Genomic DNA, 22,474 nt, shown 5'->3' with positions numbered 1-22,474 from the left:
CATGATCAAGGAAACGGATTACAACCAGGACGACAAAACCGTCCTGCTCGATCGTCAAGGCCACGGACCGGCGTCGAGTCCGCTGACCGACTTCGCCGCGCCACCGCGCTTCGAGCAACTGGAAGAACGCATGATCTACGCCGCGCGCCTGCGTCCGGCGGAAGCGTTCAACATCAGCCTCAATTCGCTGGTGGCAGCCTCGTCCGAGTTGCTTTCGGAAGTGGTGCGCCTCAAGCACAGTGAAACCCGTGAAGATCTCTACGCGCTCAACGAGCGCCTGACCGCCGGGCTCAAGCTGTTTGAAGTGCGCGCCCTGCACAACGGCGCCGAAAGCAGCCAGGTGATGGCCGCGCGTTACGTGCTCTGCACCGTGGTCGACGAAGCCGTCGTGACCACACCGTGGGGCAACGAAAGCGAGTGGTCGCAGATGAGCCTGCTGAGCAGCTTCCACAACGAAACCTTCGGTGGCGAGAAGTTCTTCCAGTTGCTCGATCGACTGTCGAAGAACCCGGTCAAGCACTTGCCGATGCTCGAATTGATGTATTTGTGCCTGTCTCTCGGTTTCGAAGGCAAGTACCGCGTGCAGGCACGCGGCATGCTCGAACTCGAAGGCATCCGCGACGCTCTGTACCGGCAAATCCGTCAGTTGCGTGGCGACGTGCCGCGTGAGTTGTCGCCGCACTGGGAAGGCCTCGACGATCAGCGCCGCAACCTGGTGCGCATCGTGCCGGCCTGGATGGTGGTGTTGTTCACTGTCGTCTGCCTGGTGGTGATGTATTCGGGTTTCGCCTGGGTCTTGGGCGAGCAGCGCGACACCGTTCTGCAACCTTATCAGCCGCTTGATCCAGCCGCGGTCCAACCGCAGTCGCAGCCGTAAACAGGGACGTGTGATGAAAAAGTTTTTCAAGAAAGTCGGCGCCTTCCTGCGCCAGACCTGGGTCTGGACCCTGCTGCTGGTGCTGTTCGTGGCGCTGCTGGTGTGGTTCGTCGGCCCGTTGTTGGCGGTCGATGATTACAAGTTCTGGGAAGGTTCGACCGCCCGCTTGCTGACCATTGCCGTGCTGTTCCTGATCTGGGGCCTGACCATGGTCTTCGTCAGCTGGCGCGCGGGTATCCGCAAGAAAGCCGACGAAGAAAGCGAAGACGGCCAGGATCGCATCCGCCGCGAAGAGCTGATCGACGACGAGCAGAAAGAGTTGAAGGCGCGCTTCAAAGACGCGCTGAAAACCCTGAAGACCTCGAGCCTGTATCGCGGCCGCAGCGAACGCTGGCGCAGCGACTTGCCGTGGTATCTGCTGATCGGTCCGCAAGCCTCGGGCAAGACCAGCCTGCTGGACTTTTCCGGTCTGGAATTCCCGATCAACAAGATCGACCGCAAGCTGACCCGCGACACCCTCGGCACCCGTCATTGCGACTGGTATTTCGCCGACCACGGTGTGCTGATCGACACCGCCGGGCGTTACACCACGCAACCGGATGTGGAAGTCGACGGCAGTGCCTGGACGACCTTGCTGGAGCTGCTGCGCAAACGTCGTCGCGGCCGTCCGCTGAACGGCGTGCTGGTGACCATTCCGGTGGAAACCCTGCTCGGCGGCAGTGAGCAGGACATCGATACCCTGGCACGCCAAGTGCGTGGTCGTCTGCAGGATGTGCATCAGAAATTGCACGTCGATGTGCCGGTGTATCTGGTCCTGAGCAAGGCTGACAAGCTGCTCGGCTTCGACGAGTTCTTCGATCAACTGACCCGCGAAGAAAGCGATCAAGTGCTCGGAACCAGTTTCCGCAAGGATCAGGTCGGCACCGACGTGGCTGTGCTGCGCAACGAGTTCGAAGAACTGCTGCGTCGCCTCAACAGCCAAGTGATCATGCGCATGCACTCCGAGCGCGACACGCAGCGCCGTGGCCGCATCCTCGACTTCCCGCATCAACTGGGACTGATCGGCGAGCGCCTGTGCCTGTTCGTCGACATGGCGTTCACCGGCAACCGCTATCAGCGTGCCACGCAACTGCGTGGGTTCTACCTGACCAGCGCGCCGCACCTGACCCAGGAAATGGACTCGACCACCGCCGGCATCGGCGCCAGCCTCGGCATGAACGCCGGTGTGCTGCCGACCCTGCGCAGCGGTCGTTCGCGTTTCATCCATCACTTGCTCAGCCGGGTGATTTTCCCCGAGGCCGATCTGGCCGGTCTGGACAAGCGCGAACGCAGCCGCATTCATTGGGGCCAGCGGGCGCTGTACGTCGGCGCACTGGCGGCATTGGCGCTGTTCGGCATGCTCTGGGCGGGCGGTTTCTCGGCCAACTACGAGCGTCTGGAAAACCTGCGCAATCTGGCACAGAACTGGACACAGCAGCGCAGCGCCTTGACGCCGCGTGATGACGCCATGGGCGTGCTGAAAACCCTCGACACCAGCTACGCCGCAACGCAGGCGTTCCCGAAGAAGGGCGACGTTTCCTATCACGAACGTGGTGGTCTGTATCAAGGCGAAGACGTCAATCCAGTGGTCAAAGAGGCTTACGAGCGCGAGCTTGAAAAGCAACTGTTGCCACGGGTAGCGACCATGCTCGAAGGGCAGATCCGCGCCAACATGAAGGATCGCGAAAAGCTGCTCAACAGCCTGCGCGCGTACCTGATGTTGAACATGAAAGACCGTCGCGATGCCGTCTGGCTCAAGGACTGGGTTGCCACTGACTGGTCGCAGCGCTACACCGGCAACACTGCGGTGCAAAACGGTCTGAATGCGCACCTCGAACGCCTGCTGAAGCAGCCGTTTATCTACCCGCTGAACGACCAGTTGGTCACGCAGGCGCGTCAGGTATTGCGCAGCGAGTCGCTGGCCACCGTGGTTTACCGCATGCTCCGCGAGCAGGCGCGCAACCTGCCGGAATACCGTTTCAGCCAACACCTCGGCCCGCAAGGTTCGCTGTTTATCGGCACCGAATACGTGATCCCGGGTTTCTACACACAGTCCGGTTATCAGCAGTATTTCTCGGTACAGGGCGCAACGCTGGTCACCGATATCCTGCGTGACAACTGGGTGCTGGGCGAAGGCGCCGGCATCAGCGACATGGACTTGCGTCGCCTGATGGTCGAGCTGGAGCAACTGTACTTCCGCGACTACGCCAACTACTGGAGCGAAGCCGTTGGCCAGGTGGCACTGCCGCCGATCAGCGACGCCGGTGAAGGCGCCGAGCAACTGGCAGGCCTGACCTCGGCCAACTCGCCGGTGCTGGCGCTGTTGACCGAAGTACGCGAGAACACCCGCTTCGAGGCAGCCGCTGATCCTGTGGATGAAGCCGGTGATGCCGCTGATGCGTTGGCAGGGCAGAAAGGCAAACTGGGTAAAGTCGGCAAACTGGCGTCGGCCGTGGCGGACAAGGCTTCGGCCCTGAGCGTTGCGAAGAGCCTGCCGGACACCGCGAAGAAGTCGCTACAGCGTCGCTTCGAACCGCTGCATCGCCTGCTTGATGACAACAACGGCCCGGGCGCTGACCTGACGCCAGCGTTCAACGCGCTCAACGACCTGCAACTGCAACTGTCCGGCCTGGCCCGTTCCAGCACGCCGGAACAAGCCGCGTTCGAACTGGCGAAAACCCGCATGAGCGGCCAGCGTGATGCGCTGACCAACCTGCGCGCCGCTTCCGGTCGCCTGCCGCGTCCACTGAGCGTGTGGTTCAACGTGCTGGCCGAAGACTCGTGGCGCCTGGTGCTCAACGATGCTTACCAATACCTGAACGGTCGGTATCAGAACGAGCTGTACAGCGTGTATGGCAAAACCATCAGCAAGCGTTATCCGTTCAGCGCCAGCAGCACCAGCGATGTGGCGATCAGCGACTTCCGCGAGTTCTTCAAGGCTCAAGGCATCGTTGACCGCTTCTTCGACAGCTACATGCGTCCGTTCGTCAGCGGCGATCCGGGCAACTACCGCATGCGCAGCGTCGACGGTCACAGCCTGCCGGTGTCCAAGGTCTACCTCGATCAGATGGCGGCAGCGCTGACGATTCGTCAGAGCTTCTTCTCGATCAACCCGGCCGAACCGACCGTGCAGTTCAAACTGGAGCCGTACACGCTCGATCCGGCGGTCAGCCGTTCCGAGTTCAAGTTCGGCGACAAGACCATGGAATACCGCCACGGCCCGATCCTGCCAATGACCTTCAAATGGCCGACCGATGCTGAAGACGGTCGCACCAGTCTGGTCATGGACAAGATGGCCGGGCGCCCGATCGGTATCGAGAAGAACTCTGGCCCATGGTCGCTGTTCCGTCTGTTCGATCTGATGCAGACCGAGTACCTGACCGGTCGCGACGTGCTGGTGCTGAAAGCGGACGTGGGTGGCCTGCGCGCCAACTACCTGCTGAGCAGCCAGCGCACGCCGAACCCGTTCGACATGGGCGTGCTGCGCACCTTCCGTATGCCGGTGCAGCTCTGATGCTGGTGGCCAGTGCCTGGCGCAGCGCGGCGCGTACCGACCCGGGCAAGGTGCGGGCGCGCAACGAAGATGCCTTCCTCGACTCGCCACAGCAGGGGCTGTGGGTGGTCGCGGACGGCATGGGCGGTCATCAGGGTGGCGACATCGCCAGCCAGTTGATCGTCGCCAGCCTGGCTGAGCTGCCGCAACACGAGGACTTCGACGAACGCCTCAAAGCCATCCGCCAGTGCCTGCACTGGCTGAACCGGCGTTTGGGGCAGGAGTTGACGGTCACCGCCGGGCGTCACGACAGCATCATGGGCAGCACCGTCGTGGCGCTGCTGGTGGAAGGCAATCGCGCGGCCTGCATCTGGGCCGGCGACAGCCGTTGCTACATGTGGCGTGGGCAGCGGCTGTATCAGCTGTCCAAAGACCATTCGCTGCAACAGCAACTGATCGACGAACAGCAAATGAGCGTCGAACAAGCGGCGGCACACCCGGCGGCTCAGGCCTTGACCCGAGCCGTCGGCGCTGCCGAACAACTGACCCTGGATGTCCTCGAACTTGAGGTCTATCCGGGCGATGCTTTTTTGCTCTGCAGCGATGGTTTGTATCAGGGCCTGAGCAGCGATGCCCTCGGCACCGCCCTCAGCCTCAGCGCGCCGCACGTGGCGCTGGAACGTTTGTTCGACGGCGCCCTGCGTGGCGCCGCGCGCGACAACCTGACAGCCGTGGTGATCCGCCAATGACCAAGATCGAATCACCCATCGATGACTTGTTGATGAGCGAAGAGCAGGCCAACAACCTGACCTACTTCGCCTTCGCCAAGGAAAACAAAGCAGAGCCTTTGCTGGCGCCGACCAAGGCCAGCATCGGTGCACTGCCGGATGTACTCGCCGGTCGCTACCACCTCGAGCGTCTGCTCGGGGCCGGTGGCATGGGCGCCGTTTACCGGGCGCGGGATCTGCTGCACGAACAGTTCGGCGATCCCGACCCTTACATAGCGCTGAAAATCCTCAGCGAAGAATTTGCCGAATCGCCGGACGCCAGTGCCTTGCTCTACAGCGAGTTCGCCCTGACCCGACGCCTGCGCCACGACAATGTCGTGCGTGCGCACACCTTTGAAGTCGACACCGACTGCCAGCGGGCCTTCATCACCATGGAATACATGCGTGGCCTGACCCTGGACAAACTGCTTTGCGAGCGGCCCCTCGGCCTGCCGTGGCAAGAACTGCGCGACATCGTCCTGCCGCTGCTCGACACGCTGGCCTACGCCCACGGTCGCGGCGTGCTGCACGGTGACATGAAGCCGAGCAACGTCATGCTCAGCGAAGACGGCTTGCGCCTCTTTGACTTCGGTTTGGGCCAGGCAGAGGAGGGCGTGATGCCCGGCCTGCCGCACCTGAGCCGCGAACGTTTCAACGCCTGGACCCCGGGCTACGCCGCCCCCGAACTGCTTGAGGGCCAACCGTTGTCGGCCAGCGCGGACGTGTACGGCGTGGCCTGCGTGATCTACGAACTGGCTGGCGGCAAACACCCGTTCCGCCGCTTGCCCTCGACCCAGGCTCGCGACGAGCACCTGGAGCGCGAGTTGCACGCGCCGGCGAACTTACCGAAACACTGTTGGCCAGCGCTGCAAACCGCGCTGAGCTTCGACCCGGCAGCACGCACCATCACTGCCCAACAATTGCGTGACGCCTTGGGCGCCACTTCGTCCTGGCTGCAACGTCTGCGACTTCGGGCGTAACGGATGACATTCGAACAGGGAGCACTTTATGTTCAACCCAGCTAACGAAACCCACTTCAGCCTCAAGGTCGAAGACTACGTCGGCGACCTGCAAGTGCTGTCGTTCACCGGCACCGAAGGCATCAGCCAGCCGTTTCGTTTCGACCTGGAACTGGTCAGCGAAAACCCTGATCTGGACCTGGAAAAGCTCCTGCACAAGCAGGCCTTTCTGGCGTTCGATCCGCAGGGTAGTGGCATTCACGGGCAGATCTACCGCGTCGCCCAAGGCGATGCCGGCAAGCGCCTGACCCGCTACAAAGTGTCGATGGTGCCGCAACTGCAATACCTGCATCACCGCACCAACCAACGCATCTATCAGCAGATGTCGGCGCCGAAAATCATCGCGCTGATCCTCGATGAACACGGGATCAAGGGCAACGCCTACAGCTTCCAGCTCAGCCAACCGTGTCCGGATCGCGACTACTGCGTGCAGTACGACGAAACTGACCTGCACTTCGTCCAGCGCCTGTGCGAAGAGGAAGGTATTCACTACCACTTCCAGCACAGCGACAAAGGACACTTGCTGGTGTTCGGCGATGATCAGACCGTGTTCCCCGACCTCGGCCAGCCAACGGCCTACGTGCAGGGCAGCGGCATGGTTGCCGAAGAACCGGTGATCAAAGGTTTCAGACTGCGCCTGGAAACCCGCACCAGCCGCACCACGCGCCGCGACTACGACTTTGAAAAACCGCGCCTGCAAATGGAAGCGGCGTACAGACCCGACGTCGCTGCCGACAGCGAAGACAGCGAACCGGATCTCGAAGACTACGACTACCCGGGCCGCTTCATCGACCGCGCCCGTGGCAAGTTCCTCAGCCAACGCGCCCTCGAACGCCACCGCGCCGACTACCGTCAGGCCGAAGGTCGCGGCGACCAGACCAAACTGGTCAGCGGGCACTTCATGGCCATGTCCGACCACCCGCGCAGCGAGTGGAACGACCTGTGGCTGCTCACCGAAATCTTCCACGAAGGCAAACAGCCGCAAGTCCTCGAAGAAGGTGTGACCAGCGACACCACCGACAACAAGGACGACTTCCACCAGGGCTACCGCAACACCTTCCTCGCCACCCCGTGGGACGTGTTCTACCGTCCGGCCCTCGAACACCCGAAACCGCGCGTGCTCGGCAGCCAGACCGCCATGGTCACCGGCCCCAAAGGTGAAGAAATCCACTGCGACCAGTACGGCCGCATCAAAGTGCAATTCCACTGGGACCGCGAAGGCCAGGCCGACGACAAAACCAGCTGCTGGCTGCGCGTCTCCAGCTCCTGGGCCGGCGACCGCTACGGCGCCATCAGCATCCCGCGCATCGGTATGGAAGTCCTCGTCACCTTCCTCGAAGGCGATCCCGACCAGCCGCTGGTGACCGGTTGCCTGTACCACAAGGAAAACCCGGTGCCGTACGCACTGCCGGCGAACAAGACTCGTAGCGTGTTCAAAACCCTCAGCTCCCCGGGCGGCGGCGGTTACAACGAACTGCGCATTGAAGACAAGAAAGGTGCAGAGCAGATCTACATCCATGCCCAGCGCGATTGGGATGAAAACGTAGAGCACGATCAGAAGATTCGGGTCGGCAATGAACGTCACGACACGGTGGTGAAGAACACTTACACCGAGCTCAAGGCCGAGGAACACCGCACCACGATTGCCGACCGAAAGATTGAAGCGAAGCTGGATGATCACCTGACGATTGGGCAGAACCAGCATGTGAAGCTGGGCACGGCGCAGCTCACCAGCGTGGGGAAAGAGATTCACCTCAAGGCTGGGGACAAGATTGTTATTGAGGCGGGGACGGAGCTGACCATTCTTGGGGGTGGGAGCTTTATCAAGCTTGATGGCGGTGGGGTGACGGTGGTTGGGCCGGTGATCAAGATCAATGCTGGCGGCTCGGCTGGGTCGGGTACTGGCATTGGCATCAAGCCGCCGATATTGCCGGGTGCTGCCGACAAGGACATCGCCGGCGCCGTACCGCCACAGGCGCTGCCGAACGCACCGCTGCCGCCACCACCGGTGTGCAAGGAATGTCTGGCCCGGGCCAAACGTAACGCTCAAGCCCTGGCCGCACGATAAAGGACGACTTCATGAACACAAGCAATGCGCGCTGGCTCGACGAGTTATGGGTCAACGCCCAACAACTCAAACAGCAGCACCTCGACGTGCTGGTCGACGCCACCAGCCTCGACTACCCGCTGCTGCAACAGCTCGCCGAACAGCCCGACGCGGCAAAACTGGCCAAGCTGTTTGAAAACACCCCCGAGGTCGCCATCGCCGACTTCGGCCCGTTGCTGCTGCGCGTCGACATCGGCCAACGCGACTGGTTGAAAACCTTCATCAACGGCGTCGACTGCAATAAACATGTCGTCGTCGTATTCAGCCCATGGCAATTCGAAGCGCTCGCCGATCACCTGCGCGGCTTCCTTCAAGCCCAATGGAACCAAGGCCGTTCCGAAGGCGTGTTGCGCTACTACGACCCGCGCATGTTGCTGCCGGTAACCGAAACCCTGACCCCGGTACAAAGCAACGCCTTCCACGCCGCCGTCATCTCCTGGCACTGGCTCGACCGCGACCAACAAGCGCAAAGCCTGCCCGGCAACTACGTCCGCCACGCCCAAATACCCGCCGCCGGCCCGGTGATGTTCGATCACCCACAAGTGGCCAACCTGCTCGCGTGGACAGAAGCGGATGCCTACCGGGTCGATCGCTGCGCAGTGCCCCAGAACTATGGCTTGAGTCGTAACGAGAGTTTGATCCGGCACTTGTATCGCAGCCAGTTGGCGGCGAATCAGAAGGGTTTGAAAGAGCCGGAGGAGCGCGAGCCGTTTATTGAACAGTGGTTGGTGGAGAACTCATCGTTTGTGATCGATGAGCCGCCGAAGGCGTTGATTTGATGAATGCGATTGCGCGTGGGTCGGTGCGGGGGGCGATGTCTTCCGGGGCGGCCTGTGGGGGGGTTTTGCTGGGGGTATTGGCGTTGAGTGGGTGTCGTGGTGGGCCGGAGATGGTGAGTGCTCCGGTCAAAGGCTTCAACCATACATCCGCAGAGATTATGAGGTTCACCATCAATGATGCTGGTGGGCCACGAATCCCGCCGAATCAGGGCGGTGGAAATGAAGTGTGCTGCAGCATACTTCCCTTGAAGTGGACGCCCGGACTCCAAGCCAGAATCGAATGGGACAAAGACCCAGATCCGTATGGAGAGGTTCAGCGGGATAAGTTTGGTCAAATTGATAAAGTCGCGTACGCGAACCACTCCGTTAATTTTTCGCATCATTCGGCGATTATTGAAATTCCTGAATATTCCGAGAATGTTTGCGCGCTGCAGGTCCACTTTCTTCCTTGTGATGAAGTAAGGGTGTCTACTTCTTGCCTTTCCCCGAGTCGCCCAAACTATCCTGACAAAGCGTATTTTCAAATTAAGGAAACGGGTACATGTCCGACTTCTTGAGTATCTCTGAGACTTTCCTAGGGCTGCTACGTGGTCTCAGATTTTCACTGTGCGTAATTTTTTTAGGTCTGTGTGGTTGTCACTCAGGGCCTGAAATGGTGAGTGCATCTGTTACTGGCTATAACCACACGCCTGCAGAAATTATGCGATTCAGTATCAATGGCGCTGGCGGCCCCAGGACTCCACCAAATAGTGGCGGGGGCGCTGAAGTTTGCTGCGGTTTACTGCCTGTCCAGTGGAACCCCATGCTGAGTGCGGAAATCGAGTGGGATAAAGATCCAGAACCTTACGGAAACGTGGAACGTGATCTGTTCGGTCAAATAACAAAGGAGTCCAGGATTCGTCATGCTCTTGGTTACTCGCATCATACTGCGAAAGTTGGAATTCCTAAGTACGCTGAAGAGGTGTGCGCATTGCAAGTGCATTTCCTACCGTGCGATCGAGTGAGGGTTTCTACTACTTGTTTTCTTCCAGAGCATCCGAGTTATCCCGATAAAGCCTATTTCGAAGTCAAGGAGACGGATAAATGTCCCGTTTCTTGAACATCTTAGAGAGCTGTCTTGGAGCTTTGCGAGGTATTAGATTCTTACTGTCAATGAGTTTGCTAAGTTTGTGCGGTTGCCATACAGCTCCGGAGATGGTGTCAACGCCTGTAACAGGTTTCAACCATACATCAGCTGCTATCAATCGATTCAGTGTAAACGGAGCCGGGGGGCACCCTGTTTCAGCATTTCAAGGTGGTGCAACTCAAGTCTGTTGCGGCGTGCTTCCTGCTCAATGGTATCCAGGCCTTCGAGCCACCATCGAGTGGGAGAAGGATCCTAATCCACGAGAATTGATAAAACGCGATAAATATGGACAGTTTGATAAGGAGGACTATCAGCGGCATGCTGCCCATTACTCTCATCATGAGGCGACAGTTGAAATACCAAAATATGGTATCGATTTCTGTGCGATACAGGTTCATTTTTTGCCTTGTGATCAGGTGAGTGTTTCTACAACCTGTTTTACACCTAAGCACCCAAACTATCCCGATCAAGGGTATTTCGGCATCAAGGAGACGATGAAATGTCCTCACCTTTAAGGCAATATATTTTGTTTTTTTCTGCAAGATACCCGAATAACATGGAGGCGATTAAGGTATGTTAATTTTAGATGTTGTATTTAAAAGAATGCGTTTAAGTGCTGGTTCGAAGCGAAAGAATGTTGTTCAAGGGATATGTTCTAAGACTAAAAAGTTTAGCGCCAAAATGATATGGCGATCATTGGTTGTCGCGTGCAGCATGCTAGCGGTTGTCGCCTGCAATGCTGGTCCTGAGGTGGTGTCTGCACCGGTTACTGGCTATAACCATACCTCCGCACAAATAACTCGCTTTAGTATTAATGGAGCGGGTGGTCCCAGCATTCCGCCAAATTCTGGCGGAGGAGCTGAAGTCTGCTGTGGCGTGCTGCCTGTTCAGTGGAATCCGAAAGTAAGAGCAGTCATTGAGTGGGAAAAAGATCCGAACCCCGACGGTCCGATCGAGCGGGACCAGTATGGACAAATAAAAAAAGAGGCACTAGCTCGGCATAGAGCTGGCTACTCTCATCATACTGAAACGGTTGAAATTCCGAAGTATGCAGAGAAGCTTTGTGCGTTGCAGGTTCATTTTTTACCGTGTGATCAGGTGAAAGTGTCCACGACTTGTTTTGCGCCGTCACATCCAAATTATCCAGACAAGGCGTACTTTAAAGTTAAGGAGCCAGCAACATGTTCGAATCACTAATGGGGCCGGATGCCCCTTCGCCAGATAGTGCTTTAGTCGCTCCGGCATTTCCTCTTTCCCGTCGAATGCCAAATGAACCAGGCCAAGTGACGAAGAATATACAACTGCAAAAAAAAGACGAACGCGCTTTCGGTAATCAGCAACGTAAACTTGCTCAGGAAAAGGGGGAGGCCAATAGTGGTGCGCCCTGCTGTAAGACGCTACATATAACATTCGCTTTCGACGGTACCAATAATAACGATCAAGCGGACGGCTCATCCACTCCCAATTCTCGAAGTAATGTCGCGCGCCTTTTTCATGCGAGCTTGGGGGCAGACGATGATCTGGTAGAGAATGGATTTTTCAAGTATTACTGTCCAGGTGTTGGTACTGTATTTCCAGATGTAGAAGAATTCGTGCCAGATAATAGCGGGCTAGTGGGTGCGAGCGGCGGTGAGAATCGTATTAACTGGGCACTTACCCGACTGATTGATGCGTTGCAGTTTACTCTGGATAAAGAAAGACTACCTATTGAAAAAACAAAAGGCATGCTGAAGGACATGGCGACGAATGGTTATAAAAACACATTCGGTTTGGGCCTGTTCGAAAGCGGAGAACAAAAACGCGAAGCAATATTGCGGAAAGAAATTCAGGGACTTGAGGAGAAGCTGAAAAAACGTGAGGACTCTGGAGAAAAGCCGCATATCTTGGCTATGCGCCTGTATGTTTATGGATTTTCTCGAGGCGCTGCAGAGGCCCGTACTTTTGTTAATTGGTTACAGACACTCGTTCGTTGCGAAAGTGAAAGTGGTGGAGCTGAGTACCGTTTTGCGGGACTTCCAATATCGATAAACTTCCTTGGTGTTTTTGACACAGTAGCTGCGGTTGGGCTTGCCGATAGCGTTCCATTTGCAGCGGGACATATGGACTGGGCTGACGGCACGATGCGTCTTCCTGATGAGGCAACATCCTCATGTGCAAGCACAGCCCTGCCTGATGACTGTTCTTATCTAAAACGTTGTGTTCATTTGGTTTCTGGTCACGAGCAGCGGGCTAGCTTTCCGCTAGATTCAATACGTCGCCGCCCGAAATCAGCAGATGGTAGTCGTGATAAAAGCAAAGCTTCAAGTTATCGACCAGGCACAGTTGAGTATATTTACCCAGGGGTCCATTCCGATGTAGGGGGTGGGTATGCGCCAAATGATCAGGGCAAGGCAACTGCTGGATCAGATCATGTCTTATCGCAAATCTCTTTGCAGCACATGTACGCTGAAGCGTTCATGGCCGGCGCACCATTGACGGTTCCAGAAACAGTGCTGCAGGAGGGCGTTCATGACAAATGGAGAAAGTTACCCAAAGAACTTGAGGGCGATTTTTTAATCTCCGATACGCTAATCAAGCGCTTCAACGCATGGCAGGCTCAAGGCCAAAGCGGTCCGTTGGAAGAGATGATGAAGCGTGAGCACGCGCTGATCACTGGTTGGCGAATTGATCGATATGCTGGTGGTGTGGAGAAACAGTCATTCTTCAAAAATGCTGCTCCAGATATGCCACAGGCTCAGATTGATGCTTGGGAAGCTCTGGAAAAACGCCACGTCGCAGAAACTTCTGCGCCTATATTGGGCAAGCCGACACCAATCTACACAGCAGAACAGGAAAAAGAGCATCAGCAGAATATTCAAATTGTCGGTGAGGAAAAGTATAAAAACGCTCGCTGGGAAAAGGTGTTTGAACCACCGCTAGATCATCGACAGTTGCTAGGTGCCGCAGCGGAGTTCCGTCATGATTATCGAAGAGAATGGGGCTTGGTCGGTGATGGTCATACTGACGTCGCCGTAATCGATATGTTGCTTGGCGGCACGGTGTACCTGATTAACGAAGAGGATGAAGCAGAGGAATATGCATACCTCTATAAAGAGGGTACGGCTCGCTATGAAAAAATGTTCAGCTCACCGAACAAGCCTAGAGCGGGTCAGGAAGATCTTGTAGCGCTCTTTGACGATCAGGTTCACGACTCTCGTGCTTGGTTTATGAACACATCCGGAATCGTACCCCGCGAGCCATTTACTGACTACTTCCGCATCCGGCTGGTGCATTTTGATAACGAGTCGAACAAACAACTGTCTCTGCTGGCTACTGCGGGCAGGGTGATTGGGCTCGGTATTGCTGTCGCGAGTGTGGGTTTGAGTATCAAGAAAAAAGACCCTCGCATGCTGTTGGGGCTGTTCCTGCCGTCGCTCGCGCTTCCAGTGCTGAGCGGCAAAGTGGGTGTAGCTATGTCGGAGCTACCAGAAATCAGCGCATTCGATCCGCTTACAGGGATTGCACTGCCAATGCTCAATAGCGTCGACTCGATACGTGCGTTCACGAAAGAACCAGGTGACATGGTTGCAAAAGTCGCAGCCTTGCCTCCGCTAAAACCGTTGAGCGAAGCCACTGCCAACACGCCTGCGCTACAGAAAATCCTGGTTGCCCATCAAGCGGTTGAAGCAGCCGAAGCTGCTCGTAAGAAGGACTTCGGTTCATTGGCCGGTATGGTGGCAAAAGCCGCTAATGATGAAGACAAGCCCGGTGGCTGGATGGACTTGGTGGCCGAACAGGCCAGCAATTTGAAGTCGTCTGAGAAGAAGGTGTAATTGCGAAAGCATAGAGGGCGGCTTGATATGAGCCGCCCTCTTTGGTTAGCAAAAAAGCATTTCGAATGCCGCTGGTTTCACGACTTTTGAAATGACCATTGGCTTTCCGAGAGTCGATGGAAAGGGGACTTAACGTCCCCTTTTTTTTATCCAAAATTCCCGCTACGACTTAGCCGTCACGCTCCGCACTTCGATGTGGTCGAGTGTTCCTTCCACCATCAATCGCACTCCATCCGCCATTCTGCTCAGGGCCAGTGCAACCGAGCGGCGTGAGCCGTGGAGGTCGTCGGCTAGGTCGCAGGCGATGACGCTGATGGACAGGAGGTCTTCGGAGGCGTTGGCCATGAGGGCTTCGGCGTCGGTGCCGGGGGAGAGGCTGAAGAGGCCGGTTTCGCGTTTGGGGTGTGGTTCGATGGGCGGTTTGAAGTGGTGGTCGAGGGCGCGTTCGGCGGCTTCGTGGAATTTCTTTGATTCCAGGGATTCGTAGGGCGATATGTCTGGGGATTCGGGGGGATTGGGTGTTGGTTTGATCATGGTGCAGCTTCCTGAAGTTATGAGGCCGACACCAATCGCTATGCACTTCGAATAGGTGGCAGCTGTGCGTTGGTGTGCAAGACCGGTTCAGGAACCCGGCAGACCCTAAGGTCTCCGACGCACAGCCGCCATAACGATTCGCGAGCATAGGAAAAGGCTCGGCGAAATGCCATCAAGGAATGTGCACCTGAACCGGACTTGCACGTCCGAGTCACCGATTTTGCGGCGACACACAGAGGCTATCGACGATCCGCGAACCTGCTTAGTTCATGGGTATCCCGGCGCTTTGCAGGAAATTTCCCATTGGGTTGCAGGGTTTAAGATCAAAAGATCGCAGCCTTCGGCAGCTCCTACAGGGATTTGTTTCAACAGGTGTAGGAAGGGCGATCAGTAGGCGAGCGCTGAATCGTGACTTGGCGGTCATCGTGCGGGAAATGGTCTGCATCCTCTTCCAATAGAGTCAGATACTGGCGTTATCGTCCGAATCCCTTACACTGCCCCGGCCGTTCATTTTCCTTTTGAGGCTGTGCGCATGAAATTTCGTTTTCTTCTGTGGATGATGGGTTTGTTGATGGGTAAGGCCAGCCGGACAAATCCTGCGTTCCAGCAGCAGTTGGGTGACAAGGATCTGGTGTTTCAGCTACAGACGCTGGATGGGAAAGTGGCGCGGCATTTCGTGGTGAAGAATCAGCGCATTACCAGCAAGTCTGGGGTGGTGGCGGAGCCGGCGTTTGCGATTGCGTTTAAAGATGCCGGTTATGGCTTTGCGACGATGCAGGCGAAGAACAAGCAGTTGGCGTTTATGCAGGGGATTCAGGACAAGTCGATCCAGCTCAAGGGCAATCCGGCGCTGGTGATGTGGTTTCAGGGGTTGATGAAGTATTTGGTGCCGAGGAAGGCTAAGCCTAAGGCTTGATGCGGTCAGTTGGACCGTGGTGGATTCATCGCGAGCAGGCTCACTCCTACAGGGATTACCTAAATCTTGTAGGAGTGAGCCTGCTCGCGATTGCGTTTAGGCCTGGCTGAACTGCGAGGCCAGTTCGCGCAGGAGGACTTCGGCTTCGAGGACTTTGCTGACGACGTCGTTGGCTTTGTCGCGAGTCAGGCCGACGCGTTCGAGCAGGGCATCCGGAATATCTTCATCCGGGCCGGAGCCGATGCCGCGGCTACGCAGCAGGCGTACGGCCAGGCAGACGAGGTTCGGGTATTCGGCGTAGGCGCCGTCGTAGCTTGGGTCGTGCTGGAAGCGCAGGGCGGTGGCCAACTCGTCGGGCATGTCCCAGTAGCGCATCAGCCATGAGCCGATCTGTTCACGGCTGATACCGAGCAGGTGTTGCTCGATGTAGCTGTGGCACAGGTGCGGGTTGACCTCCAGGTGGCGGCAGATCAGCGAGAAGTGCGGCGGGAACACGTGGGCCAGCAGCAGGTAACCGAAGTTGTGCAGCAGACCGGCCAGATACGTCAGGCCGGCTTCCGGGCGCTGGGCGCGCGGCATGGCGCGGGTCAGGCCTTCGATGACGGCGGCGGTGTAGATCGATTGCTGCCAGTACGGCGTGGTGTGTTGCGGGTGGTCTTTGGGCAGGCTCAGGGTCTTGCCGAGGGCCAGGCCCAGCGCCAGATTGATCACCAGATCGAAACCCAGCACGCGGACGATTGCGTCTTCCACCGAACGAATCTTGCCCGGCGAGGCGTAGTACGGCGATGCCGCCCAGCTCACCACTTGCGCGGCCAGCGCCGGGTCGGTTTCAACCACGCCAGTGATGTCGTCGATGGTGGCGTTGGGGTCGACGCGCAGTTTGATGATTTTTTGTGCGGTTTCGGCCAGCGGTGGAATCTCGATGGTCGCTTCCAGACGCTGCTGAATCCGGCGTGCAGTGAACGCTTGTACGGCCTGGGTGATTTCCTCGCGGTCATCGTCCGGGCGGTCGAGGTTCGGGCGAATGCTGCTCAGTGCTTCGCCGAAGTTGGCGGCGCTGGCCTTGGTCAGCATGGTCTTGAAGTCTTCGCTGGCGATCTCCAGCAGCAGGCCCGGCTCACCGGAGTTGATCAGCAACTTCGGCTCACGCAGCAGGCTTTCTTCATACAGGCACGGCGAACTGGTCAGCGCCGGCAGGCCCGGCAGCAGGCTCAGGCTGTGTTTGCCGAGCATCTTTTCCAGGCGTTCGGTCGACACGGCGGTGAGGCGCCGGCCCGTCAGTTCGGCGAGGCGATTGAGGTCGAGCAATTGGCTCTGCGGAAACAGCACCATCAGCGCGCCGACGGCGTCGTCCAGCAACACGGCTTGTACCTTGCGCGAAGCATTGAGGCCGTGGTGGTCGAGCACTTCTTCGTAGGCGATGCCCAGCTTGCCTAGCAGCAGCCGAATGACAGACGGCGCGTGCGGGGATTCGGGGGCGAGAGCGGCTTCGGTCATGATCTGTATCCGTTTTTGAAACAATGGCAGGAGTATAACCAGCTTGGTCAGAACGATCTGTCAGAAACTGCGACGGTGCTCACACTTGGCCGTATTGCTGCCCGTGACGCAACCAGCGATCGAGTAATGGGCTGACGTGGGTTGGCCAGCGTTCCAGCAGGGCTTGCGCGGCGTCGCGGACGGCGGGCAGCAGGTCGGCGTCGCGCATCAGGTCGGCAACCTTGAATTGCAGCAGGCCGGTCTGGCGGGTACCGAGCATTTCGCCGGGGCCGCGCAGTTCGAGGTCTTTTTCGGCGATGACGAAGCCGTCGTTGGTCTCGCGCATGATGCCCAGGCGCTGGCGACCGATCTGCGACAGCGGCGGATGGTAGAGCAGCACGCAATGGCTGGCGGCGCTGCCCCGACCCACACGTCCACGCAATTGGTGCAGTTGCGCAAGGCCGAGGCGTTCGGGGTTTTCGATGATCATCAGGCTGGCGTTGGGCACGTCGACGCCGACTTCGATCACTGTGGTGGCGACCAGCAGTTGCAGGTTGCCAGCCTTGAATTCGGCCATGACGGCGGCCTTCTCGACGGGCTTCATGCGCCCGTGGATCAGGCCGACTTTCAGCTCGCCGAGGGCAAGAGTGAGGTCTTCAAACGTGGTCTCGGCGGCCTGACAGGTCAGCTCCTCCGACTCTTCAATCAGTGTGCACACCCAATAGGCCTGACGACCTTCGGCGCAGGCACCGCGCACGCGTTCGATGACTTCGACGCGGCGGGTGTCGGTGACCAGCACGGTGTTGACCGGGGTTCGACCGGGCGGCAGTTCGTCGAGGATCGAGGTGTCGAGGTCGGCGTAGGCGCTCATCGCCAGCGTCCGTGGGATCGGCGTGGCGGTCATGATCAGTTGGGGCGGGCACATGCGCCCGCCGACGCCTTTCTGCCGCAGCGCCAGACGCTGTTGCACGCCGAAGCGGTGCTGTTCGTCGATGATCACCAGCGCGAGGGTCTTGAACTGCACTTCGTCCTGGAACAGCGCGTGGGTGCCGACCACCATCGGCGTGCCGCTGGCGATCTGTTCCAGCGCGGCGACGCGGTTCTTGCCCTTGAGCTTGCCGGCCAGCCACGCGACTTCAATGCCCAACGGTTCGAGCCAGCGCTTGAAGGTGATGAAGTGCTGTTCGGCGAGGATCTCGGTCGGCGCCATCAATGCGACTTGATAGCCAGCCTCCAGCGCTTGCAATGCAGCGAGGGCGGCGACCACGGTTTTACCGGCGCCCACGTCGCCCTGAATCAGCCGCAGCATCGGTTCGTGCTGACTGAGGTCGTAGGCGATTTCGTTACCGACGCGCTGTTGCGCGCCGGTCGGGTTGAAGCCGAGGTTGGCCAGATACTTCGGCGGCAGCTTTTTCGCTTTCGGCATCGCCGGCGCGCGCAGTGAACGCATGCTTTCGCGCAGACGCTGTTGCGACAGTTGATGGGTCAGCAGTTCTTCAAACGCGAGGCGATGCTGGGCCCAGTGATGACCGAGGGCGAGTTCGTCGACGTCGGCATCGGCGGGGGGGGGGGGCAGATAGCGGAGCGCAGCGGCCAGCGGCGCCAGTTGGTAGTCGCGCGCCAGTTCGGTCGGTAGCCAGTCAGGCAGGGTGTCTGGCTTGAGCATGGTCAGCGTCTGCAGGCACAACTGGCGCAGACGCGCTTGGGTCAGGCCTTCGGTCAGCGGGTAGACCGGGGTCAGGGTTTCATCGACCGGCGGCGGTTCGTCGCCAGTGATGGCGCGGTATTCCGGGTGGTAGATCTCCAGCCCTGACGCGCCGGGCCGGGCTTCGCCGTAGCAGCGCACCCGCGTGCCGCGCTTGAGGCCTTCTTTCTGCGCGTTGCTGAAATGATAGAAGCGCAGACTGAGACCGCCGGTGCCGTCCTGCAAACGCACGACGAGGCTGCGGCGGCGGCCCATGACCACGTCGGCGCCGCTGACGGTGCCTTCGACCACGGCGTCCTGCCCCGGTCGCAAGGCGCCGATCGGCACCACGCGGGTGCGATCCTGATAACGCAGCGGCAGGTGGAACAGCACGTCCTGAAGATTCTCCAGACCGACCTTGGCCAGTTTCTCGGCCATGGCTTCGCCGACACCCTTGAGTGCCGTCACCGACACTTGCGACAGCTCCGTCATGACGCTCGCTTAACCGGCCGTAACCGGTGCCGCTGGCTTGGCCACCGAACACAGGCGAATGGAGTCGGCGAGGATCTCGATGGCTTTCGGCCGTGGGAAGCTCGCGCGCCAGGCGATGGCCACGGTGCGGAACGGCACCGGTGGCGACAGCGGCCGCACTTCGATCACGCCGGGGGCGTAGTGATGGCTGTCGACCGCCGACAACGGCAGGATCGAAATGCCCAGACCGGACGCAACCATGTGGCGAATGGTTTCCAGCGAGCTGGATTCGACCGTGGTGTGCTTGGCGCCGTCGTTGCCCTTGGTCAGGGTCGGGCAGGCTTCCAGCACTTGATCGCGGAAGCAGTGGCCTTCACCGAGCAGCAGCAGGCTCTTGTCGTTGAGCAGGCCGGCGTCGATGGTTTCTTTTTGCGTCCACGGGTGCTGGGCCGGCATGAGCACGTAGAACGGCTCGTCGTACAGCGGCAGGGTCAGCACGTCGGCTTCGTTGAACGGCAGGGCGATGATGATCGCGTCGAGTTCGCCGTTGCGCAGTTTGTCGCGCAGCACGTGGGTGAAGTTTTCTTCGATGTACAACGGCATCTGCGGGGCGACCCGGTGCAGTTGTGGAATCAGGTGCGGGAACAGGTACGGGCCGACGGTGTAGATCGCGCCGACTTTCAGCGGTGCGGTCAGCTGGTTCTTGCCGGCTTGGGCCAGTTCGCGGATGCCTTGCGCTTGCTCGAGGACTTTCTGCGCCTGGGCGACGATGCCTTCGCCGACCGGGGTCAGGCGCACGGCGCTTTTGCTGCGCTCGAAAATCAGCACACCGAGTTCGTCTTCAAGCTTTTTCACGCCCACCGAAAGGGTCGGCTGGCTGACGTGGCAACGTTCGGCGGCGTGGCCGAAATGCTGCTCTTGGGCGAGGGTAACGATGTAGCGTAATTCTGTGAGGGTCATAGCAAGCGTCCATGAAGATGCGGGCCAAGCATACCGGCTGCAATCGATAGACGCACGTTATCAGACTGAGCGCTCAATGCGACTACTGCAAAAAGCAAAAGATCGCAGCCTTCGGCAGCTCCTACAGGGAAATGCATTCCAATGTAGGAGCTGCCGAAGGCTGCGATCTTTTGATCTTGCTACTTAGCGGCGGCGTTCCAGCGAGTAAACAAACGGCGCCACAATTTCGATCGAGCCATTGTTCAACATGTCGGCCGGCGGCTTGGGCAGCGGTTGGGCGCGGCGGATCATTTCCAGGGTGGCCCGGTCCAGATCGGCGTTGCCGGAGCGGCCCACCAGTTCGAACGACAACACGTTACCTTCGGCATCCACCACGAAGCGCAAGCGGTTCAAGCCTTCCTTGCCACGCATCTGTGCACTTTGCGGGTACTTTTTGTACTTCGCCAAATGCGCAAGCAGGGTGCCTTGCCAACTGGCCTTGGCAGCCATCTGAGCAGGCGACGGACCCGGCGCAGGCTGGGCGGATTTCTCCGTCGGCGCCTGAGTCGGTTGCGTGTCGGCCGGTTTCTCCTCGGAAGGTTTTTCCTTCGGTGGATCGGGCAGCTTCTTCTCGATCGGCTTCGGCGGTTTAGGCTTTGGCTTCGGTTTGGGTTTCGGCACCGCGATTTCTGCCTTCGGTGCTTCAGCCAGTTTCGGAATCGGCAGCTCTTCAACCGGAGCCGGTGGTTGCGGCGGTGTGACGACTTTCGGCGGTGCAGGCGGTGGCGGGGCCGGAACCGGTGCCAGTTCGACCATCATTGCCTGCGGCGGCAATTCGATGGGCGGACGGGCGGTCCAGTTCAGCGCCAGCGCGATGGCCAGCGCGTGAACGCCCAGCACCACGGCCAGGCTACCGCTGTAACGCGTCAGCTTATGGCGCGTCGTGATCATTTCTTGGCTGCCGTCTCAAGTCCGACCAGGCCGACCTTCAGGTAACCGGCGCTGCGCAGCTTGTCCATCACGCTCATGAGGTCGCCGTAATCCACGCCTTTATCGGCCTGGAAGAAGATGGTGGTGTCTTTCTTGCCCTGAGTCTTGGCGTCGAGGAAGGCGCCGAGGGTTTCCGGCGTCACTTCGTCTTCGCCGATGTACAGGCGTTGGTCAGCTTTGACGCTGAGGAACACCGGTTTCTCTGGCCGCGGCGCCGGTTTGGCGGTCGAGGCAGGCAGGTCGACTTTGATGTCCACGGTGGCCAACGGAGCAGCCACCATGAAGATGATCAACAGCACCAGCATCACGTCGATGAAAGGCGTGACGTTGATTTCGTGGTTCTCGGCCAGATCGTCGTCTGCGCCTTCTTTCAAATGCAGGCCCATGGCCGATTACCCCACTTTGACCATGTGCGGCTGCGAGCTGCGCTCAGGCTGGTGGTCGAGGTCGCGGCTGACCAGCAGCAGCACTTCTGCCGATGCGTCGGAAACCTGCGCCTTGTAACCGGCGATGGAGCGGGCGAACACGTTGTAGATCACCACGGCTGGAATCGCGGCAACCAGGCCCAGCGCGGTGGCCAACAGTGCTTCTGCAATGCCCGGTGCCACAACGGCGAGGTTGGTGGTCTGGGTTTTGGCGATGCCGATGAAGGAGTTCATGATGCCCCATACGGTGCCGAACAGACCGACGAACGGCGCGGTAGAACCGATGGTGGCGAGGACGCCGGTGCCGCTGCTCATGTTGCGACCGCAGGCTGCTACGAGGCGCTCGAGCCGGAAGCTCACGCGTTCCTTGATGCCTTCTTTCTCGCGGCTGTTGACCGACAGGCGCATCTCTTCGAGCGCGTCGTGCACCAGCAAGTTGGCGAGGGTGCCTTCCTTGCCGGCCGTGGCGCTGGCTTCTTTAAGGGTGGTGGCTTTTTTCAGGGCGGCGATTTCACCACGCAGACGACGCTTGGCGCCCATCAGCTCGAAGCCTTTGGCAATCCAGATGGTCCAGGTGATGATGGAAGCGATGGCCAGACCGATCATCACGATTTTCACGATGATGTCTGCGTTCTGGTACATGCCCCACGGCGACAGGTCGTGGGCCATGCCCAGGCTGTTGTTGTCTTCCATCTCCTGCGGATCAAACTGCTTGGCCGCCTCGCCGAACTTGGCCAGAGACTCTTGAACTTCTGGCGGCAGTGAGGAGGTGTCGACGCTACCATCAGGGTTTCTTGGCACATCCTGTGTGGTATTTGCAGCTGGCTGGGACGGTGCAGTTGCATCGGCGAACGCGGCAGTCGGTGCCAGCATCAGACTGAGCAGCAGAGCCGCCACCGCGCTCCAGGCGCGAGGTCGTTTGGTTGGCGAAGCGGGGATTTGATTACGTGTCATGCTGGCCGGACCTGAGATAGAAAAACGTTTAGTGCTCTTCCAGGCCTCGTAAGGCCGAGAACAAAA

General features: G+C 58.9%; 19 protein-coding genes. 12 read left to right on the top strand and 7 right to left on the bottom strand.

Translation table 11 applies throughout. The features are described 5' to 3' along the window. Position 1: 1 nt before the first annotated feature. The 11 genes from icmH (at position 2) to AK821_RS10415 (ending at position 14,019) form a co-directional block, all read left to right on the top strand. Positions 2-877: a type IVB secretion system protein IcmH/DotU gene (gene icmH, locus AK821_RS10450; RefSeq protein ID WP_064389584.1), complete on the top strand. Its 876-nt coding sequence runs from the start codon at positions 2-4 to the stop codon at positions 875-877. A gap of 13 nt (positions 878-890) precedes the next feature. Continuing rightward, positions 891-4,430, top strand: a complete 3,540-nt coding sequence (gene tssM / locus AK821_RS10445) for a type VI secretion system membrane subunit TssM (protein WP_064389583.1) — start codon at positions 891-893, stop codon at positions 4,428-4,430. Further along, positions 4,430-5,158 carry a PP2C family protein-serine/threonine phosphatase gene (locus AK821_RS10440; RefSeq protein WP_064389582.1) on the top strand — a complete coding sequence of 243 codons (729 nt, stop codon included), beginning with the start codon at positions 4,430-4,432 and terminating at the stop codon, positions 5,156-5,158. Before tssM ends, AK821_RS10440 begins: the two co-directional genes overlap by 1 nt. Then, positions 5,155-6,156 carry a serine/threonine-protein kinase gene (locus AK821_RS10435; RefSeq protein ID WP_064389581.1) on the top strand — a complete coding sequence of 334 codons (1,002 nt, stop codon included), beginning with the start codon at positions 5,155-5,157 and terminating at the stop codon, positions 6,154-6,156. The genes AK821_RS10440 and AK821_RS10435 overlap by 4 nt, the downstream gene beginning before the upstream one ends. Before the next feature lie 28 nt (positions 6,157-6,184). Beyond that, a complete protein-coding gene (locus tag AK821_RS10430; protein WP_064389580.1) occupies positions 6,185-8,263 on the top strand; it encodes a type VI secretion system Vgr family protein in 2,079 nt (692 codons plus the stop codon). A gap of 11 nt (positions 8,264-8,274) precedes the next feature. Beyond that, a complete protein-coding gene (locus tag AK821_RS10425) occupies positions 8,275-9,081 on the top strand; it encodes a DUF4123 domain-containing protein (RefSeq protein ID WP_064389579.1) in 807 nt (268 codons plus the stop codon). Next, positions 9,081-9,638, top strand: a complete 558-nt coding sequence (locus tag AK821_RS29445) for a DUF3304 domain-containing protein (protein WP_082355430.1) — start codon at positions 9,081-9,083, stop codon at positions 9,636-9,638. Before AK821_RS10425 ends, AK821_RS29445 begins: the two co-directional genes overlap by 1 nt. Next, positions 9,623-10,180, top strand: coding sequence for a DUF3304 domain-containing protein (locus tag AK821_RS29440; protein WP_082355429.1), 558 nt, complete (start codon positions 9,623-9,625; stop codon positions 10,178-10,180). Before AK821_RS29445 ends, AK821_RS29440 begins: the two co-directional genes overlap by 16 nt. After that, positions 10,165-10,722: a DUF3304 domain-containing protein gene (locus AK821_RS29435; RefSeq protein WP_082355428.1), complete on the top strand. Its 558-nt coding sequence runs from the start codon at positions 10,165-10,167 to the stop codon at positions 10,720-10,722. Before AK821_RS29440 ends, AK821_RS29435 begins: the two co-directional genes overlap by 16 nt. Before the next feature lie 166 nt (positions 10,723-10,888). Further along, positions 10,889-11,404 carry a DUF3304 domain-containing protein gene (locus tag AK821_RS29430; RefSeq protein WP_082355433.1) on the top strand — a complete coding sequence of 172 codons (516 nt, stop codon included), beginning with the start codon at positions 10,889-10,891 and terminating at the stop codon, positions 11,402-11,404. Next, positions 11,389-14,019 (top strand): T6SS phospholipase effector Tle1-like catalytic domain-containing protein, encoded by a 2,631-nt coding sequence (locus AK821_RS10415; protein WP_064389577.1) that lies wholly within the window; start codon positions 11,389-11,391, stop codon positions 14,017-14,019. The genes AK821_RS29430 and AK821_RS10415 overlap by 16 nt, the downstream gene beginning before the upstream one ends. A 162-nt stretch (positions 14,020-14,181) precedes the next feature. Here the strand turns inward: AK821_RS10415 and AK821_RS10410 are convergent, their stop codons facing one another. Continuing rightward, complete coding sequence (locus tag AK821_RS10410) at positions 14,182-14,553, bottom strand: DUF6124 family protein (protein ID WP_064389576.1); 372 nt, start codon at positions 14,551-14,553, stop codon at positions 14,182-14,184. Positions 14,554-15,085: 532 nt separating this feature from the next. Here AK821_RS10410 and AK821_RS10405 point away from each other — a divergent pair. Then, positions 15,086-15,469, top strand: a complete 384-nt coding sequence (locus tag AK821_RS10405) for a helicase (RefSeq protein ID WP_064389575.1) — start codon at positions 15,086-15,088, stop codon at positions 15,467-15,469. 96 nt (positions 15,470-15,565) lie between these two features. Here AK821_RS10405 and AK821_RS10400 read toward each other — a convergent pair whose 3' ends face one another. From AK821_RS10400 to exbB, 6 genes are all read right to left on the bottom strand, one after another. Further along, positions 15,566-16,966, bottom strand: a complete 1,401-nt coding sequence (locus AK821_RS10400) for an aminoacyl-tRNA deacylase and HDOD domain-containing protein (protein ID WP_016985804.1) — start codon at positions 16,964-16,966, stop codon at positions 15,566-15,568. Between the two features lie 79 nt (positions 16,967-17,045). Beyond that, a complete protein-coding gene (gene recG, locus AK821_RS10395) occupies positions 17,046-19,121 on the bottom strand; it encodes an ATP-dependent DNA helicase RecG (RefSeq protein WP_064389574.1) in 2,076 nt (691 codons plus the stop codon). A gap of 9 nt (positions 19,122-19,130) precedes the next feature. Next, on the bottom strand, positions 19,131-20,060 hold the full coding sequence (locus AK821_RS10390) for a hydrogen peroxide-inducible genes activator (protein WP_007920331.1): 930 nt from the start codon (positions 20,058-20,060) through the stop codon (positions 19,131-19,133). Between the two features lie 183 nt (positions 20,061-20,243). Beyond that, on the bottom strand, positions 20,244-20,990 hold the full coding sequence (locus tag AK821_RS10385) for an energy transducer TonB family protein (RefSeq protein WP_064389573.1): 747 nt from the start codon (positions 20,988-20,990) through the stop codon (positions 20,244-20,246). After that, positions 20,987-21,415, bottom strand: coding sequence for a TonB system transport protein ExbD (exbD, locus tag AK821_RS10380; protein ID WP_064389572.1), 429 nt, complete (start codon positions 21,413-21,415; stop codon positions 20,987-20,989). The genes AK821_RS10385 and exbD overlap by 4 nt, the downstream gene beginning before the upstream one ends. Positions 21,416-21,421: 6 nt before the next feature. After that, positions 21,422-22,408 carry a tonB-system energizer ExbB gene (exbB, locus tag AK821_RS10375; protein WP_064389571.1) on the bottom strand — a complete coding sequence of 329 codons (987 nt, stop codon included), beginning with the start codon at positions 22,406-22,408 and terminating at the stop codon, positions 21,422-21,424. Positions 22,409-22,474: the final 66 nt, after the last annotated feature.

Origin of the sequence: Pseudomonas sp. RIT-PI-r, assembly GCF_001297015.1 — a bacterium.
GTDB lineage: Bacteria > Pseudomonadota > Gammaproteobacteria > Pseudomonadales > Pseudomonadaceae > Aquipseudomonas.
Note: the sequence above shows the minus strand (reverse complement) of the source record. Positions and strands in the feature narration are given on the sequence as shown.

What these genes read in the sequence shown, in the direction of transcription:
- AK821_RS10390 (WP_007920331.1), bottom strand. Translation starts at nt 20,060, where the DNA reads ATGACCCTCACAGAATTACGCTACATCGTTACCCTCGCCCAAGAGCAG.
- recG (WP_064389574.1), bottom strand. Translation starts at nt 19,121, where the DNA reads ATGACGGAGCTGTCGCAAGTGTCGGTGACGGCACTCAAGGGTGTCGGC.
- AK821_RS29430 (WP_082355433.1), top strand. Translation starts at nt 10,889, where the DNA reads ATGATATGGCGATCATTGGTTGTCGCGTGCAGCATGCTAGCGGTTGTC.
- AK821_RS10415 (WP_064389577.1), top strand. Translation starts at nt 11,389, where the DNA reads ATGTTCGAATCACTAATGGGGCCGGATGCCCCTTCGCCAGATAGTGCT.
- AK821_RS29445 (WP_082355430.1), top strand. Translation starts at nt 9,081, where the DNA reads ATGAATGCGATTGCGCGTGGGTCGGTGCGGGGGGCGATGTCTTCCGGG.
- icmH (WP_064389584.1), top strand. Translation starts at nt 2, where the DNA reads ATGATCAAGGAAACGGATTACAACCAGGACGACAAAACCGTCCTGCTC.
- AK821_RS29440 (WP_082355429.1), top strand. Translation starts at nt 9,623, where the DNA reads ATGTCCGACTTCTTGAGTATCTCTGAGACTTTCCTAGGGCTGCTACGT.
- AK821_RS10440 (WP_064389582.1), top strand. Translation starts at nt 4,430, where the DNA reads ATGCTGGTGGCCAGTGCCTGGCGCAGCGCGGCGCGTACCGACCCGGGC.
- exbD (WP_064389572.1), bottom strand. Translation starts at nt 21,415, where the DNA reads ATGGGCCTGCATTTGAAAGAAGGCGCAGACGACGATCTGGCCGAGAAC.
- tssM (WP_064389583.1), top strand. Translation starts at nt 891, where the DNA reads ATGAAAAAGTTTTTCAAGAAAGTCGGCGCCTTCCTGCGCCAGACCTGG.
- AK821_RS10430 (WP_064389580.1), top strand. Translation starts at nt 6,185, where the DNA reads ATGTTCAACCCAGCTAACGAAACCCACTTCAGCCTCAAGGTCGAAGAC.
- exbB (WP_064389571.1), bottom strand. Translation starts at nt 22,408, where the DNA reads ATGACACGTAATCAAATCCCCGCTTCGCCAACCAAACGACCTCGCGCC.
- AK821_RS10405 (WP_064389575.1), top strand. Translation starts at nt 15,086, where the DNA reads ATGAAATTTCGTTTTCTTCTGTGGATGATGGGTTTGTTGATGGGTAAG.
- AK821_RS10385 (WP_064389573.1), bottom strand. Translation starts at nt 20,990, where the DNA reads ATGATCACGACGCGCCATAAGCTGACGCGTTACAGCGGTAGCCTGGCC.
- AK821_RS10400 (WP_016985804.1), bottom strand. Translation starts at nt 16,966, where the DNA reads ATGACCGAAGCCGCTCTCGCCCCCGAATCCCCGCACGCGCCGTCTGTC.
- AK821_RS10425 (WP_064389579.1), top strand. Translation starts at nt 8,275, where the DNA reads ATGAACACAAGCAATGCGCGCTGGCTCGACGAGTTATGGGTCAACGCC.
- AK821_RS10435 (WP_064389581.1), top strand. Translation starts at nt 5,155, where the DNA reads ATGACCAAGATCGAATCACCCATCGATGACTTGTTGATGAGCGAAGAG.
- AK821_RS10410 (WP_064389576.1), bottom strand. Translation starts at nt 14,553, where the DNA reads ATGATCAAACCAACACCCAATCCCCCCGAATCCCCAGACATATCGCCC.
- AK821_RS29435 (WP_082355428.1), top strand. Translation starts at nt 10,165, where the DNA reads ATGTCCCGTTTCTTGAACATCTTAGAGAGCTGTCTTGGAGCTTTGCGA.